The sequence below is a fragment of the Paenibacillus luteus genome (assembly GCF_006542765.1).
Taxonomy (GTDB): domain Bacteria; phylum Bacillota; class Bacilli; order Paenibacillales; family Paenibacillaceae; genus Pristimantibacillus; species Pristimantibacillus luteus.
Map to the genome: position 1 here is coordinate 59277 of NZ_SKCD01000016.1, position 17133 is coordinate 76409.

10 protein-coding genes are annotated in these 17133 nt (G+C 42.3%); 3 read left to right on the forward strand and 7 right to left on the reverse strand.

The genetic code is table 11. The features are described 5' to 3' along the window. Positions 1-86 precede the first annotated feature (86 nt). Entirely contained in the window at positions 87-431 is a 345-nt protein-coding gene (locus E0496_RS13850) for a hypothetical protein (protein ID WP_141502344.1), read from the forward strand. Positions 432-568: 137 nt separating this feature from the next. Here the strand turns inward: E0496_RS13850 and E0496_RS13855 are convergent, their stop codons facing one another. Continuing rightward, complete coding sequence (locus tag E0496_RS13855) at positions 569-1870, reverse strand: SGNH/GDSL hydrolase family protein (protein WP_141502346.1); 1302 nt, start codon at positions 1868-1870, stop codon at positions 569-571. A gap of 404 nt (positions 1871-2274) precedes the next feature. Here E0496_RS13855 and E0496_RS13860 point away from each other — a divergent pair, with 404 nt between their 5' ends. Beyond that, positions 2275-6717, forward strand: a complete 4443-nt coding sequence (locus E0496_RS13860) for an S-layer homology domain-containing protein (protein WP_141502347.1) — start codon at positions 2275-2277, stop codon at positions 6715-6717. Positions 6718-6890: 173 nt separating this feature from the next. On the opposite strand, the gene E0496_RS13865 is transcribed toward E0496_RS13860, so the two are convergent. The 5 genes from E0496_RS13865 to E0496_RS13885 all read right to left on the reverse strand — a co-directional run bounded on the left by E0496_RS13865 (position 6891) and on the right by E0496_RS13885 (position 14035). Next, positions 6891-8456 (reverse strand): response regulator, encoded by a 1566-nt coding sequence (locus tag E0496_RS13865; protein ID WP_161601417.1) that lies wholly within the window; start codon positions 8454-8456, stop codon positions 6891-6893. A 23-nt stretch (positions 8457-8479) separates the two neighbouring features. Next, positions 8480-10348 carry a sensor histidine kinase gene (locus tag E0496_RS13870; RefSeq protein WP_241674803.1) on the reverse strand — a complete coding sequence of 623 codons (1869 nt, stop codon included), beginning with the start codon at positions 10346-10348 and terminating at the stop codon, positions 8480-8482. A gap of 79 nt (positions 10349-10427) precedes the next feature. After that, the gene (locus E0496_RS13875; RefSeq protein WP_141502351.1) at positions 10428-12092 is read right to left on the reverse strand and encodes an extracellular solute-binding protein; all 1665 of its coding nucleotides are present in this window, start codon (positions 12090-12092) and stop codon (positions 10428-10430) included. 67 nt (positions 12093-12159) lie between these two features. Next, positions 12160-13044 (reverse strand): carbohydrate ABC transporter permease, encoded by an 885-nt coding sequence (locus E0496_RS13880; protein WP_141502353.1) that lies wholly within the window; start codon positions 13042-13044, stop codon positions 12160-12162. Between the two features lie 16 nt (positions 13045-13060). Continuing rightward, on the reverse strand, positions 13061-14035 hold the full coding sequence (locus E0496_RS13885) for an ABC transporter permease (protein ID WP_421923867.1): 975 nt from the start codon (positions 14033-14035) through the stop codon (positions 13061-13063). Between the two features lie 203 nt (positions 14036-14238). On the opposite strand from E0496_RS13885, the gene E0496_RS13890 reads away from it, so the two are divergent. After that, on the forward strand, positions 14239-15813 hold the full coding sequence (locus E0496_RS13890; protein ID WP_241674804.1) for an alpha-L-rhamnosidase-related protein: 1575 nt from the start codon (positions 14239-14241) through the stop codon (positions 15811-15813). Positions 15814-15868: 55 nt separating this feature from the next. Here E0496_RS13890 and E0496_RS13895 read toward each other — a convergent pair whose 3' ends face one another. Then, positions 15869-17089 (reverse strand): ABC transporter substrate-binding protein, encoded by a 1221-nt coding sequence (locus E0496_RS13895; protein WP_206669772.1) that lies wholly within the window; start codon positions 17087-17089, stop codon positions 15869-15871. Positions 17090-17133 lie beyond the last annotated feature (44 nt).

Consider the following 17133-nt stretch of genomic DNA (forward strand, 5'->3'; position numbering starts at 1 on the left):
CATCATATAGCAATAAAATGGAAACTTATTCCTTGTTCCCACCGTCTATGATTTTGAATGAATTCAAAAAGGCGGGTGAGTTGTAAATGAATAAGATTTATATGCTAATAAGTTTCCTCATTAATTTTATTTTTGGTTTTATTTCGATGTATGCTTTCTTATGGTGGGCAATTACCTTTTATTCCGTTAATTGCTTAATCAATGGTTGTTCAGATATGGTAGGAGAAGAATGGTCCGGAATTATTGTGGGGTTGATTATAGCAGGAACGATAAGTATTGTTCTAGTTCCTCTAACGATTTTTACGAACTTAAAATTGTTACGGGTTATGGGGATACAAAAAAAATATTATCTTCTGTTTATTTTACCTGTATTAATAGTTGGTTGTGCTCTTAGCTATTACATAAGAACGCATAACATTGGTCCGTTTTAAGTGGATATATTTAGATTTCTGTAATGCCAGAACTTTTTAAACGTTCGGTTTGTTTGCGATTAACTGAGAAAAGAAAAACCACATGGAGTTGCTACACTCGCATGTGGTTTCGAACATTTTATTACATATTTTCAAGCTTAAGAATTGACGAATACCGTTCTAAGCTTCTCCAAATAGTGGACATCCAATCCAAATCCCTCTGCTATTGCCGCAAGCGGAACATACGTCTTATGTTCTTTGCCTACTTTATTCAAGAAAGCAGGCGTATCCAGGCTTATCGCTACCCCGTCTAAATAAATTTCGGAAGCGCCGATTTGAACCGTTAGACTGTGCTCACCGTAAGTAATAGCTGCTGTTTTGGACTTTGAATCCCATACGGTAACAGCTCCAAATGCCTGGACAATATCTTGAATAGAGATAAAGCTTCTGTTTTCTTTAAGTACTGGCTGATATGGCGTATTTAATTTCGCACCATTGACAATCACATTAATCGTTTGGCCGCTGGCTGCGGATAACGCTGTATGTGAACCCCAGATCGTTTCGGAAATTACCTTTGCAATGATTTCATAACCGGACTGATTTGGATGAAAATCCCGATCTGCAATCATATGTGTTAGTTGAGCTTCCTTGCCAATGAACTCGGAGGCCACATGTGCAACTTTAATTTTCACACCTTGAGCAGCAAGCGCACTGGCAAGCTTATCTACAGTAGCCGTAAAAGCTTTCGACACCTCTACCAGCTTAGGGTACAAAGCTGCGTCAGCTATTGCCGGCAGAGGCTGATACTGATCTGCAATAATAATTTCAGCATTAGGGTTTATTTTATATAAATTTTGAATGGCTTGGTTTACATTTTCACCGTAGGCAGTCAATAAAGCCGATACGCTTTCTGCAAGTTGTTGATCATTTAAAGTTGAACCGGCAATAAGCAATTGGGAGACATCATTTCCGCCAATAGTTAGAACAATTAGGTTAGAATCTGCAATACTCCCACGAATTTGCTCCGTATTTGCTCCGAGTTTTGCCGCATTAGGATCAATTAGATTAGGCTGTATCGCCTCCGCGTCCACCTTTGTGCCTGACTGAATAGCCTCGACAAAAGATTTTAATCCTCCCGTCTTCAGTCCGGAAATGCCATAGTTGTTGACCGTTGTACGTCCATGAAGAAGTCCTTGCTCATTTAGACGCTCCACATAGCCGTAAGGTAACGCTTTCAAATTAGGCTCATAACCTACTGTAATCGAATCTCCCAATGTGACAATCCGATATTTTGCAGCTACCTGTTTGTTCACCGTACTTTGAGCGGAATCAACAGCTTGGCTTGCAGCTGCTTCTACCTTTGACACAGGCAATCCCGCTGGGGATAGCAAAAAAGCACTTGCTAGCAAGGCGACCGACCATTTTTTTGTGTGCGTTTTCCAATTACCTAAATTTTTCATCGATTACTGACACTCCCTATCTATTCATATTTGCTTAATCAATCATCACCAAATATTGTAATATATTTAAACGGTAAATCCTAGTGCCTAGTGCAATTAATCTTGCATATTTAACATACCATCTATAGTCACGATCAAGATGCTAGCAGGTATAACAAACCGTTCTTAAAAAACAACACTACACCTTAAATATAGTACCTATATCAACAATTTGAAAGCGGATACAATAAAAAAGGTAAAGTCTTCTGCATGTGCTTTTGCAAATTTTCTAATGTTCAGCTCTCTGCTGAACTAGAAGGGAGTGATAGGTCTATTTCTTAAATTTCAGCAGCCCAATTCCGTATCCTGCAGTCGATTGGCAAGACAACATTTTATTGAATGCTAGTGTGAAGGGGGAATTTGTTTTGAAAAAGGGATTAGCATTAACGTTAGTGTTTTGCATGTGCTTATCAATACTGACAAGCATCGGCAGGCTAACAACCGTTTCGGCTGAGACGCAATACGAAGAGATCAATACCGTTACTGGGGATGTCTATTACGGAGATTTCGTCTGGGGTAGCTGGTATTTTGATTGGAACGAAAATATAGCTAAAAAGCTGGTCAATGGGAATTTACAATCTGAAGGCAACCATTCCTCACTTACGACAGGACAAGTGTATACACACGGAGACCTAGTTATGATTGGTCTTGATCAGGAGGTAACCTTTAAGAAAATACAACTAAAATCAACTAATAATGGAGAAATGCCTTATAGATTTAGGCTGGAATATGCCAATACGGCGTTGTCTTCCCCTCCTGATGTTCCTCAATCTAAGACTACGATCGGTGAGTATACAGACTATAGCATTTCAGGCGATACAATTACGATTGAACTAGAAGAATCTATAACCGCGCGCAGCATATGGCTTCAAGCCTTGACGATCGGGGCTGATCAAGAGCCCGGTGCAACACCATGGTCTGTTTCGGAAATACTTTTGTATAAGGAGAATTTTAATATAGTGCCCGATAAACCAATTCATTTAACAACGGCAGATAGTCAAGAACATTCCCTATCGTTCAAATGGTCGGCTCAAAACAATAATTACTCCAGTTTTGATATATACCGATCGGACGAAGAGAACGGTGAATATTTGAAAATAGGTTCGACTATGGATGCCACCCATTTCACAGATCATGAATTAATTCAAGACGTAACCTATTACTACAAAATCAAAGCAGTCAACCATATAGGCGAATCGGAGTTTAGTGACGTACTGACGATGAAAACCAAACTGGCTGTGGGCGACTTGATCATTAACGAAGCCGATGACATCATTACACTTTCATGGTCAGAAGCAGAGAATGCTTCCGGCTATGAGATTTATCGAGCGACAGGAAAATATAGCCATTATACGCTATTAGGGAATTCAGAGACCTCAGCTTTTACGGATTCTGTTGCCGGGGAAAAATATCGTTACTATTACAAGGTTCGCTTTGTCAAAGAAAATGGCGATAGATCGGATTTTTCCGAAGATGTCTCGTTGGAAGGGGAACTTTTTGGAAATTCGATGACCATCTATAGCCAGACAGACGATCATGCAATCATCAATCGCATGACAGCCGAAACAGCCAAGAAGATGAAACCGATGGCTCTGGCTGAATTTAGCACCGATCGATATGCTTACTTATTTAAGCCGGGGAACTACAACATCGATCCCATCGATGTCGGATATTATACGTCTGTTTATGGTCTAGGCGCTACCCCTCTTGAGACCATTGTTCCGAAGATTCAAGTAGCTGCTTCGGAATATAACTCATTGACGAATTTTTGGCGTTCCCTCGAGAACATCGGAATTAATGCTGGGGACCCTGCCAACGAAGTGATGTGGGCGGCATCACAGGCAGCGCCCGCTAGAAGGCTTTATGTGAACGGGAAATTGCAATTTGATGATAACCAAAAGTATGCTAGCGGCGGATTTTTGGCAGACAGCTTTATTACTGGCCAGACGGGCTCTTTTTCCCAGCAGCAATATTTCCTTCGAAACAATACGATGACCGAGAGCTGGTTCGGAGGGGTTTGGAATATGCTTTTTGTAGGCGTAGAAAATGCTCCTACCGAATCAACTGACTGGCATACAACTTCTTATGCGTCTTATACCGTTGAAGAACAAACGCCGATCGTAAGAGAAAAGCCTTTCCTCTACATGAACAGCAGCAGCGGTGAGTACGAAGTTTTCGTCCCAGGCATCCGGCAAAATTCAACTGGCGTATCTTGGTCAGAAGGCAATCCAGGCGTTGGTACATCGATATCCATCGATGATTTTCATGTGTTAAGAGCAGACATCGATACAGCAGATACGATTAACGCAGCGTTATCTCAAGGCAAACACTTGCTTCTAACGCCTGGGATATACAAGATCGATAAACCGTTGAAAGTAAACAAAGCTAATACGGTTGTTTTGGGAATAGGGATGGCGACAATCGTCCCTACAAGTGGAAACGATGCCCTACAGATTGCCGATGTAGATGGCGTTACCGTGGCAGGAATATTAATCGATGCAGGCGAAGCCGGCTCCGAGCATTTGCTTCAAGTTGGGCCAGAAGATGCATCAGCAGACCACAGCGCAAATCCAACGCTATTGGCGGATGTATTTACTCGTATTGGAGGAGCCGTTGACGGCAAAGCGGAGGTTTCCGTTGAAATCAACAGCAGTGACGTAATCGGCGACCACTTCTGGCTGTGGCGTGCCGATCATGGGTTGAATTCAGGCAGCACGGGGTGGACAAAAAATGTTGCAAAAAATGGCGTCATTGTGAACGGGGACGACGTGACGATCTACGGGCTGTTTGTAGAACACTTTCAGGAATACCAGACTCTGTGGAACGGCGAGAATGGAAAAACTTATTTCTATCAAAGCGAAATCCCTTATGATCCGCCATCTCAATTCGATTATATGAGCCATGAAGGCACAGTAAAAGGATATGCATCCTATAAGGTCTCTGACCATGTCAAATCACATTATGCGGTAGCTCTAGGAGTATATGATGTATTCGTAAAGAATCCGGAATGGGTTGAAGTTGAAAATGCGATCGAGGTACCCGATGGTTCAGCAGTGAAACATGCTGCTATTGTTTCTTTGGGAGCTAACGGTGGAACAAATCATATCATTAATGGTTTAGGGGAAGGCGTTCAGAAAGGAGAAGCAAAAAAGTCTGGCTTTAAACTATACTACATGGAACGTATTCCCGTCACCAGTAATGCTTCTTATGATGGTGCAGCAGGAGCATTGAAGCTTTCTGGAAAAAATTACGATGCAACTGAACTAAATTGGAGCAAAATTGCGATACAAGGAACGGATAGCACTCTTATTCTTGACTCCTCCATGCTTGAAGACGTGAGTATTGCATACGATAAGATTACAATTTTTCTCAATGACACAGCAAAGAAGCAATTAGCTCAACTCTTTCATTATGAAAATGGAATCAAACAAAATGGCATAGCTCTTACGGCTGATTATATGGTCGGTGCAACCGACACGAGTCTCGGTTTGGACGTTAGCGGAATAACGCCAGAAGTGCCTGGAAATTCCTCACTGCCCAACACAAATGCTCAGATGAAAGCTGCAACTATCCTCGTTAATGGAAACACGATTAACGCAGGAATTGCGACGACTGAAAATATCAACGGAAAACAAATAACGACAATCGTTTTAAATGAAGAAGTTCTTTCTGAAAGACTTAAGGCCGGAGAAAAAGGCATTACTGTCTCGATACCCGTTATATCTGACAGTGTTGTCATTGCAGGTCAGCTAAGTGCACAGCTCCTTAAACGGATGGAAGAAAAGCAGGTCATTTTAGAAATTAGAACCCCGCTTGCTGCATTGACCCTGCCAACAACGCATATCCGTATTGACGATGTTCTAGCTCGATTCAGCAGAGATACATCACCGCAAGACGTTAAGGTGAGGCTAGAGATCGCTGTTCCTTCAACGGACATGATTCATGTTGTTGAACAAGCAGCAATAGACGGTGCATTTAAGCTGCTTGTTCCTCCACTCGATTTCCATGTGTTCGCTTCGTACGGAGAGCATACAGAGGAAATCACAAAATTTAACCAATTTGTGGAACGATCAATCAACATTCCTGAAAAGACTGATCCAAGCCAAATTTCAACAGGGGTCGTTATTGAAACGAACGGTACGGTTAGTCATATCCCGACTAAGATCGTCTCCATGAACGGAAAGCACGTTGCTATCATGAATAGCTTAACCAATAGTACCTACGCTCTAGTTTCGAAGCCAATCGAGTTTGTTGATGTGGAGAATCACTGGGCAAAAGAATCCGTAAACAATATGGGTGCCCGAATGATTATTAATGGAGAAGGCAGCAGTAGGTATAACCCGAATCATAACATCACACGCGCGGAGTTTGTGGCACTGATGGTACGAGCACTGGGAATGAAGCCATCAAGTGGAGAAACCACCTTTACGGATGTGGACGTATCCGATTGGTTTAGCAGCACCGTTCAAACGGCTTATGAGTATAAATTGATTAACGGGTTTACAGACGGCTCCTTCCGACCGGGTGACCAAATGACTCGTGAACAAGCGATGCTGATGATTCGTAAGGCAATGACCTTAACAGGGCTGAAATCCGAAGCTTCGACTGGAACTTCCAACGATACGCTTCAGCCGTTTGTTGATCTGAATGAGATTTCTGCTTGGGCAATAAGCAGTATTGCTGACTGTTTGGAGTCTGGCATTATTTCGGGAAGAACTCCTATTCTTCTTGCTCCGAAAGGCATAATTACCCGTGCCGAGACGGCAGTTCTGATCGAACGTTTTCTTCAAAGTTCAAAATTGATTTAAGTCGACGGACCAGGCTGCATAGCAAGAACATGTTTACTCCTAACGTACATTATATGATTCATGCAAAAGATCCAATACCTTAAGAGGCATTGGATCTTTTTTTGAATTAAACAAAAATACTTATCAAGTCTTCAAACGCTCAAGTTTAATATTCATTATTTCATGCCTTTAACCTAATTACCCATTAATATTTTCTTCTGGTTTCGGTATTCCATAGGACTAATCCCTTCGATGTCCTTAAACACCCGATTAAAATTTTTAGTATTTTCGAAGCCAACTTTTGCAGCGATTTCATAAATTTTATCATTGGTTGTTTCGAGCAGTTGCTTTGCTTTACCAATCCGATATTTTTTTATGTAATTTACGAAGTTTTCTCCCGTATACTCCCGAAATGCTTGACTAAAATAATAGTAATTAAAAGAAACCATGTTCGATATGATCGTCATGCTAATGTTTTTGTTATAATTTTCATGAATATATTGCAGCGCTTCTTTTATTTCCTTATTATCAATTTTTGCCGATTTGAGTGTTTTGATATACTCATTAACCAACATGAGAAGGCCTTCCACTTCACGATAGTAATCTTGAAAATAGGCAAAATTATATAAATCCCCTACCGCTTTATAACGTTTCAAGATATCAACAGATTCTTTGCCATAAAGATGAAAGACATAATCAAATACAAATTCATTGAGATTTTTGCTAATCTCTTCGAGATAATGGATATCAAAGCTAACAATTTCATTGAGATCCAATACTTCATGCAGCAGCTTTATAAGTTCTTTCTCTCGGCCTGCGCCCAGCATATTTGCGATGATTTTTATTTTGCTGACCGGAACGTCAAAATCGCAATTTCTTTCCTTAATATCTTCAAACAGCTCCATCCCTGGGGTGGATCGAAGGAATGTATATTTCATTGCGCGGGTTGCTTCCTCATAGGCAGGATGAAGGCTTTCTATTCTTAAATGGAAGCTACTCACAGCTAGAACATAATTTAATTCAGATAATGTTATCCTATCCGTCAGGCTCTTAAATGATAGTTCGCCTTCTGTCAGGACGACCGCGCGGCCGCTGCGATCGAAAAAACGGGCCATTTGAAATCCCAGTGAAGGCTTTGCTTTCTCCAATAACCCGTCCACTTGCGCTTTGAATACATTGGTCCCTAGGGCCTGCAAATCTCCCGTATATTTGATAATGATGATCCGATAGCCGGAGTCAAGCCAATCAAGACCAAGTGGATACAGTTTTCCCCTTATTTCCTCCGATTCCAATAAAGGGTTCGTGGAAAAATAAAACAGCTGGCTTTCCTTGTATTCTTCCAATTGCTGCGTCGAAGAAGTTAACGCTACTGTTACTTCTTCCCTGCGCTGCAGCTCTTCTTCTATTCGTTTAATCGTACCGCTAAGTTCTTCCCGTAACACGGGCTTCAATAAATATTCTTTCACATCATAATGAATAGCTGCCTTTGCATATGAAAAATCGTCATAACCGCTAACAATGACGATAATAGGTTTCTTTGGGCATTCCTCGAGCAGCTTAATTAACTGAATTCCATCCATCTCCGGCATGCTGATATCGGTTAGCATAATATCAATCTCCATCGTTTGCACCATTTGAAGCGCTTCAAAGCCATCGGTTGCCAATAAAATCTCGTAACTGTCCTTATACTCTCGTTCAATCATGGCTTTTAAACCAACTCGAATGTTCTTTTCGTCATCAACAATAAGCAGTTTTCTCATGAAACCGTCCTCTCCTCCGTTCATCATAATGGCATCTTGATAATCACTTTGGTATATTTCCCCTGCTCGCTCACGATACGCAATCCATTTTCATATCCGTAATACATTTGAATCCGTTGATGTACATTTCGAAGCCCAATGCCGCTGCTTCCCTGTTCCATCGCCTTATCCTCTCGAATCTGCGCGGTAAATTTCACATCATCTGTGACCAGTCTTTCATGAAGCTTACGGAGTTTATCCTCCGATATCCCGATCCCGTTGTCGGATACTTCCACATAAAACGATTCTTCGAGAACGAATGCACGAATGTGTATGATGAGCATGCCTTTTTTCATAAGTTCCAAATATATGCCGTGCTTTAACGCGTTCTCGACGATGGGCTGCAACGACATTTTCAACAATTCATGATCCATATACGTATCCGGTATTTCCATCTCAAGCTGCAGTTTTCCGTCATAACGGATATTCATGATGGAGATATAATGCTCAATATGTTTAATTTCGTGCCTCATTTGAACACGGTCATTCGTCCATTTCAAGTTGTAGCGCATAATACTTCCAAGCGAGGTTAAGGCGTCGGATATCCTATATTGACTCTCGATCTCCGCGAGCATCTTCAAATTCTCCAGTGTGTTATACAAAAAATGGGCATCAATTTGGTTGCGTAACGACTGTAGCTCCGCTTCTTTTGTAGCAGCACCCCGGTCGACTGCCTCCACAATCAGCTCGTTGATCTTCTTCAGCATTTGTCTGAAATGATGGGCCAACTCACCGACTTCATCCCCGCCTTTGACCTGGATGTCTACATTGAAGTCGCCTTTACGCACCTTTTTCATGGAGTCGCGCAAAATATGAAGCTTCTTCAAAACCATTGACTGCATAAAGAACGTGGTAATCGCCAGAAGAATAAGCAGAACAACGACAACCAGTATGACCGTATTTCTCGTATGATCAATCTTCGAATAGGTCGCTTGCAAGGAAATGACATTAACAATATCAACATTCAGTTTGTCGATATGCCCGATCACATATAAAGAATCCGATTCTTCATTTGAGGATAAAAAGGAAGAGACTCCTTCTTTTTGTTGCGCTCTAACCTTTGCGATCCTATTGCTTTGCTCAAATTCGGATATCGCAGTCGTCATGTTGGTGTATAGGCGGTCTTGCTTGTCCAAAATAAAAAACCAGGATGGCCGGTCAGGAACATTAGTATACGCTCTATTGAAAAAATCCTCGATTTTCATATCTACTTTTACAATCCCCAAATAGCGGTTCGAAGGATAATTGATTTTCCTAATAAAAGAGAAATAGGAGTTTGACTGTTTGCTTTCCACAGGACTGCGATCCAACACGTCTTTTTCGTCAACTAATATTTCCCAAGTCACATCTTCCTGTTCCTCTAACGCAGCTTTGTACCAAGATCGTTCCGTTACCCGCGCCTCTTTATAAATCACAGGCCATATTTCATTGAGGAATTGATTTCTCACAAAAAAATGGATATTAGCAATGTCTGGGTTATTGAACAACACTCGTTGAAGATAAGAATAAGAAGTTGATTCGAACTCCATTAATTCAGGGGAAGGCAGCTCTCTTTGCACACTTGCATATTCGAGTAATTTGTCATCGGATATCGTTAGCTGAGCTGTTCTTTCCATGATATCCATCTTGTTCATAATCTCCTGTTTTTCACTTTCCATCACAAATTGGTTTTCTTTTATAATATCTTTAATCGTATTTTCATAAAATTCGTTAAATAAATAATTGGAGAGAATAATGACTGGAACAAGGATAATAAGGATATATGCTCCAATCAGCTTCATTTGAATGGATAGGCTATCAAATGCATGTTTTAGCCTATCGAATAGGGTAAAAAACCGCCACATGGTTCTCATTCACCTTCCGTCCGTCGAGTCGTTATCATAACATGAAGTAGCCGGAAACCTTTCGGTTTCCGGCACTCCCTGATCACACTTATTGATTCAATTCTTTCATTTTTTCTTTGTTTTTTTCCATTTGGGCATTTTGATAAGCTTCTACTTTAACGTATCCGGCATCCTTTCGGAAATCGATGTACTCAGCAAAGATCTTATCAAATTCAACGTCCGTTTTTGCAAACAGCAGCTTGGGCAGAGCCTTGCCCCACGCTTGGTTAACCTTATTTGCAATGATCCCCTCTTCGGAGGTGCCTGTCGGATTAATACCATCATAAAGGCTGAAGCTTACCGTTTTCCCTTTCGTCCAGTCCTCAACCTGTTTCCCCGGTTCTACAGCCGGCGGATCCCATTGCATTCTCATATTCGTGTCCATCAGCATCCAATATTGATAGCTGACGCCATATTTTTTCCCTGAAGCAGCACCATCTTTATTCATTAGCTCCACAACTTCAGGCTTCAATTGGTCTTTACCGTCAATCGAATCATAGGTTACTCCTTTCTCTCCTAAAGAAGCATCCTTTTGTCCTTCTTCGCTGATCATGTAAGACAAGAATTGCATAGCTCTTTCTTTATCTTTTACCTTTTTAGAAATCATCGTTAGCGTCCAACCGCCGATGCCCGGACCAGAGAGCGTAGGCTGATCCAGATTAAGGTTTGCCGGCCCGTCTACCGCAATATACACACTATTCGGGTCTTGCTGGTACAATGTTGCATTTTGCGCTGACATATCCGTCCGTTGGTAAAGCATCGCAAAATAGCGTCCTTGTGCAATTTTTTCTTCCATTTGGGGGCGTTTATCAATATAAATATCTTTGGACAAAAGGCCCAATTCGTTTGCTTTCCGGAAGGTTTTAAGCCATGTTACGTAATCAGGGTCGCTCGTACGGTCATACACTTTACCGTCTTTCTCTCTTGGCAGCGCCAAGAAGTTCATAAGATGATCACCCAATGCATTGTTTCCGATATCAGTAAACTCTTGGAGTCCCAGTGGAATGAGCGGTTGTCCGTTTACCTCGGGAAACTTCTCCTTTGCTGCTTTCAGCGCGTTCAGGAAGCCTTCCTGCGTTCTCATATCAGGGCTGCCGATTGCTTCATACATGTCTTTTTTGACAAGGAAAGTTTGGGCAGAAGTGAAGTTCTGGCCATATTTCTTGAAGTCTTCAGAAGAAGACGACGCATTCGGATAACCATATAGATTCCCGTCATCATGCTTCAGCCATGCCATCTTGGCTGGATCAGCAACGTTGTAGAAGTACGGATCATATTGATCAGCTAGCTGGTTAAGCGGGAGCACCAACTCTCCTTCAATCATTTTCTTGACTGCATCATTGGACACGTCAATCGTAATGAAGTCAGGCAAATCGCCTGAAGCAATCATCGTATTCAATTTTTCGTTTTCATTGCCTGGAGGCACGATGAAATTAACGCTTACTCCCGTTTTCTTCGTAATATATTGGCTTGTCAGGTCTTCGCCCCATTTAGCCCCGAACCATGAGAAATTAATGTACCAGTCAAACTTAATTGGATCGGTATTCCCTTTCCAACCGGGTTCATTCGGGTCTGCCTTTGAAGGATCCACCTTTCCATTGACGGCATCATTGCTGTTACTGTTGTTCTTGTTGTTGTTGGATGAACAAGCAACGATACTGAAACATAGCAGCAAAGTAAATGCGACGAATAAGTACTTTTGAGCTTTTCTCATCTTTCAATCCCCTTATCATTCGTAATTTATATATTACCATCTTGTCGTTAAACAAGAAATGTAACCGTTATCCTTTCACCGAACCAATCATCATGCCTTGCACAAAGTATTTTTGCAGAAACGGATATGCTGCTACGATGGGCATTGTGGTGATAACCATCGTAGCCAATTTTATAGATTGCGAAGTGACTGTTTTGTTCACAATTCCTGCATCGGCTGCCATTTGATTGGAGCTGGATTGCGCAATGATGCGATAAAGGTAGGTTTGAATAGGTTGCAAATCAGGGTTGTTAATAAAAATCATACCTGCGAAGTAATCGTTCCATTGAAACACACCTTGAAACAACGCAATGGTGGCGAGTACTGGCATCGATACTGGAAGAACAACTCTTATGAAGATGACAAAATCGTTCGCTCCATCAATCTTAGCCGCCTCTTCTAAGGCATCAGGAATTTCTCGAAAAAAAGTCATGAATATGATTAAGTTAAAGAAACTAAACATCGCTGGAATAATATAAACCCAAAAACTGTCGAAGAGGCCCAAGTCTCGGATCAAAAGAAAAGAAGGAATCAGCCCACCGCTGAAAAACAAGGTCATCGTGCCGATTAGCAGATAAACTCGACCGCCAATTAAGTCTCTTTGAGACAAGGCATAGGCAACCATAGCGGTAAATAATACGTGCGTAATCGTACCGAGCAGTGTCTTGGCTATCGTGACTCCCATGGCCGTCATAATACCCGAGTTATCGAATACCGCATGATAGTTGCCGAAGCTAAATATTCTTGGCCACCAGTAAATTCCCCCTCGCATCGCATCGGTCCCCTCATTCAAGGAATTGACCAGTACATACCAGATCGGATAAAGTGTCGCAAAACAAACAAAGAGCATTAGCAAGATATTGATATAATCGAATAGACGTTCACCATAGGTTTTTCGTTTTAATGAAAACATACCGCACTCTCCTGCTCTAGAATAAAGATGTATTGTTCAAGCGTTTGGATACAAAATTTGCTGTCAATAGCAAAATCAATGCATTAATGGATTTAATCAGGCCAACGGCTGTCGAATAGGAATAACGTGCTTGTTGAAGGCCAACTTGGTACACATACACATCGATCACATTGCTGGCAGACTCGTTAAGCTGATTTTTAAGTACCATGATTTGGTCAAAGTTCGAGTTCAGAACTCCACTGACTGCCAATATAAACAGAATGGATATGGTTCCTTTAATGGATGGCAGCGTAAGATAAAACATTTTTTGAAATCTTCCAGCTCCGTCTATCGTTGCCGCTTCATACAGTTCGGGTGAAATCCCAGCAATAGCCGCCAAATAGATAATCGCCGACCATCCCAGCTCCTTCCAAATATCCGAGAGGATGGCAAGGCCCCAAAAGTATGTAGGCTCGGCCAAAAAAACGATAGGCTCCTTAATGATATGAAGCCATATGAGCACATCGTTGATAATTCCCACGTCGGCTAGCCAAGTCGTCATGATGCCGCCTAAGATGACCCATGACAAAAAGTGAGGTAAATATGAAATCGTTTGAATGGATCGCTTGAAGCGTATGGATCGAATTTCATTTAGAAATAAGGCGAACAGTATGGGAAGCGGAAAACCAATCGCAAGTTTGAGGAAACTCATGCCCAATGTGTTCTTGATCACATATTTCAAATTGTCATCTTCCATAAAGGCTTTGAAATGCTCCATCCCGACCCATGGTGCCTCCGAGATCGGCTTAACAATATTGAATTCTTTAAACGCAATGATAATCCCATAAATAGGAATGTAATTGAATATAACCATCCAACCTACGCCAAGCAATGCCATTGCTTGCAAATAACGCTGGTTCACAAGCTTTTTCAGGAATTTGCTTTTTCTCTTTTTAGGAAAAGAGCTTGATACCGGAATACTTGCCTTTGAATCCATGTGCTGCGCCTTCATTGTGTTATTCCTCCAAACGGGTTAACTGAATGTCACTATTGTATTTCATCAACACCAATGACATAAGGCGCTAAATTGCAGCTATAGTTGCAGAATTTTAGATACGCTTTCTTTTCGGATCGGGCTGGTGCTAACATGAAAACAGAAAAACCACTCCTACCTGCATGTTATAGCGAGATCATTTTCTGAGAGGGGAACTATACGTGGCGAACATCCAAGTAATTAAGGATCATACCATTATTAGAAATGAAGATTTTATTGCAAAAGCGGAGCAGTTAAAGCCGGAGCTAATCCGTACGGAAGCACATCCGGTCCATCTTATAGATGTGGTATCTGATGCTTCTGTCGTACATGGATGGAGAGCGAACATCTTGGAGCCCGCCGAAGGGCTCAGCGATAAAAGCTTTGGCAAAGGCGATCAATTTATTCTGGATTTTGGAACACATCTTGTTGGATATTTGGACCACATCCACATCAGCCCAGTGGGAAGTCCGCCGGATGCGCCGCTTCATCTTAAAATCACCTTCGGCGAAATGCCAATAGAGATGGCAGAGCCCTTCGGTTCCTATGAAGGCTGGATTAGCAGCTCCTGGCTCCAAGAAGAAGTGTTCCACATCGATATACTGCCAGGGGTTTTATCCCTGCCTCGACGTTACAGTTTCCGTTATGTGAAGTTCGAAGTGCTCGCTGCTTCTCAGAAATATCGTGTCTCCTTCGACAAGTTCGCATGCCGTACCGTTACTTCCGCGGATATCAGCAAGGTCACGCCATTGGAGCACCCAGACGAGCTTATCAAGAAAATCGATGAGGTTAGCATCAAAACATTGCAGGACTGCATGCAGCTCGTGTTCGAGGATGGCCCTAAGCGCGATCGCCGTCTATGGTTAGGGGATCTTCGCCTCCAAGCCTTGGCTAACTACGAGACCTTCAAAAATTACGATCTAGTCAAACGAAACCTGTATTTGTTCGCCGCCGTTCCTAATGATAAAGGACAGATTACAGCCAATGTATTCACCTTTGCTGATCTGATCGCCGATGATACGTATCTTCTTGACTATTCCATTTTCTTTGTCACTACCTTATATGACTATTATGCAGCCACACAGGACCTGCAAACGTTGACAGAACTATGGCCATTAGCTCTCAGGCAGATCGAGATTGCCTTAGCTCATTTGGATGAGAACCATCTCATTCGCGATGCAAATTCATGGTATTCCTTTATCGATTGGAATCAGGAACTGAACAAGCAGGCACCAACGCAAGGCGTGCTAATTTACGCTCTTAGAAGAGCGATAAAAATAGCCGAAATTGTGAGCAGTGATGCCCTCGACATGCTAGAGCAGCAGCTTAATCACACTGTAATTTCGGCTAGAAAACATTTATGGGATCAGGATGCCGGCTTTTTCGTAAGCGGCGTGGACCTTCAAGTCTCATGGGCAAGCCAAATTTGGATGGTACTCGCCGAAGTATGGGAGCCGCAAAAAAATAAAGAGCTGCTTAATCGTTTATTGGAAAGGAATCCCGATGTCAGAGTAACGACTCCTTACCTGTACCATCATCTCGTTGAAGCTCTTATTCTTGTTGGTGAAACCGCCGTCGCTGTCAATCAAATGAAAGCTTATTGGGGTGAAATGATTAAGGACGGGGCCGATACGTTCTGGGAACTATACGACCCCAATCATAAATCCTTTTCTCCGTATGGTAATCCTATCATCAATAGTTATTGCCATGCATGGAGCTGCACGCCAACGTATTTGATTCGGAAATATAATTTGTAAATCAATTTGCTTGCAAATAAAAAGGACCTCGTGAGGTCCTTTTTCCTTGTTCATCTCATGAATGAGTTAATTCATTTTGCAGGGCTGTCATATAATCAAGCGGAGCGTAATCGTCGTTAGTGATGAGCAGTTGCGCATTGTTCCACGCCATCAGTTGTGCGTTCGTATCAAATCTGGCTTCGAACCACAGTGCCCCTTTTGTAACTTCGCCAATTTTTTGTTGAATCAGCTTCGTTAACAGAGGTAGATCATCAGGTGTAGTACTAACGTTAAATCCTGTCACGATGCCAAGCTCGTTCATCGCACGATTCCCATATCGCTCAAATACGTATCTAATCCATTGTCCGACCTCTGGGGTATACGCTGACTTGGAAAACGACGTCGTAAGCCCGGCATTAATTGGGTACTCATCCAGCGTTCCGATCCCATCACGAACAAGTGGGATGCTGAAAAATCCAATCTGGTCCGATCCGATTTGATTGCGTTCCTCGTCGTTAAAGGCCCGGAGCTGCCAGCTCCCCATATAGAACATTGCCGCTTTTCCTTGTAGAAACAAATCAACTGACGTACCCATATCGATCGTATTAACCCGTGGTCCAAAATACCCGCTTAATCCCATATTTTGAACTGTTCGGGCCGCTTCCACAAAACCAGGGCTCGTCAGCGATATTTCCCCTTTATCGACACGCTCCATAATATCGGTGCCATACATACGGATCGCGTATGCATTGATCAACCGCGTAATTGGCCATTTGTCCTTACCCGCCACAGAGAAAGGCTGTATTCCCTTTTCTTGCAATAAGGAAGCGATCTCCAGCATATCTTCCCATGTTTGCGGTTCGCTCAGTCCATACTCTCTAAAGATCTTCTTGTTATACCAGAAACCCTCGATATTAAACTCCAGAGGGATTGCATAGAGCCCCCCGTCCGCATAGGACTTGAGCAATTCAGTAGCGGCAGGATTCATGTATGACATAAGGCCAAGCTGAGTGAATGTCTCCTCTACATTTAACGCGGCATCACTATGAATCAGATCCTGCAGCGGTTTGCCTGATTGATAACTAAACATCGTCGGCAGATCATTGCTTGCCGCTAGCAGCTGTACACGTTGGTTTAAATCACTCTCCGCAACGTTCTCGAATTTGTAATTAACTTCGGGGTGCTTCTCTTCGTATTCTTGCGCTAGCTCACTGATGATGAGAGCGCTTCCCTCGTTCTCTTTATTAGAGCTTAAATATAGAATCGTCGTTGGCGTGGTTGTGTAACTACTCACCATTCCCACTTCTGATGCAGCCGCCCCTCTACAGCCAAAAAGGACAC

Excerpts from the sequence above, each read along its gene's own strand:
- E0496_RS13855 (WP_141502346.1), bottom strand. The coding sequence starts at position 1,870 with ATGAAAAATTTAGGTAATTGGAAAACGCACACAAAAAAATGGTCGGTC.
- E0496_RS13875 (WP_141502351.1), bottom strand. The coding sequence starts at position 12,092 with ATGAGAAAAGCTCAAAAGTACTTATTCGTCGCATTTACTTTGCTGCTA.
- E0496_RS13880 (WP_141502353.1), bottom strand. The coding sequence starts at position 13,044 with ATGTTTTCATTAAAACGAAAAACCTATGGTGAACGTCTATTCGATTAT.
- E0496_RS13870 (WP_241674803.1), bottom strand. The coding sequence starts at position 10,348 with ATGAGAACCATGTGGCGGTTTTTTACCCTATTCGATAGGCTAAAACAT.
- E0496_RS13850 (WP_141502344.1), top strand. The coding sequence starts at position 87 with ATGAATAAGATTTATATGCTAATAAGTTTCCTCATTAATTTTATTTTT.
- E0496_RS13885 (WP_421923867.1), bottom strand. The coding sequence starts at position 14,035 with ATGAAGGCGCAGCACATGGATTCAAAGGCAAGTATTCCGGTATCAAGC.
- E0496_RS13865 (WP_161601417.1), bottom strand. The coding sequence starts at position 8,456 with ATGAGAAAACTGCTTATTGTTGATGACGAAAAGAACATTCGAGTTGGT.
- E0496_RS13895 (WP_206669772.1), bottom strand. The coding sequence starts at position 17,089 with ATGGTGAGTAGTTACACAACCACGCCAACGACGATTCTATATTTAAGC.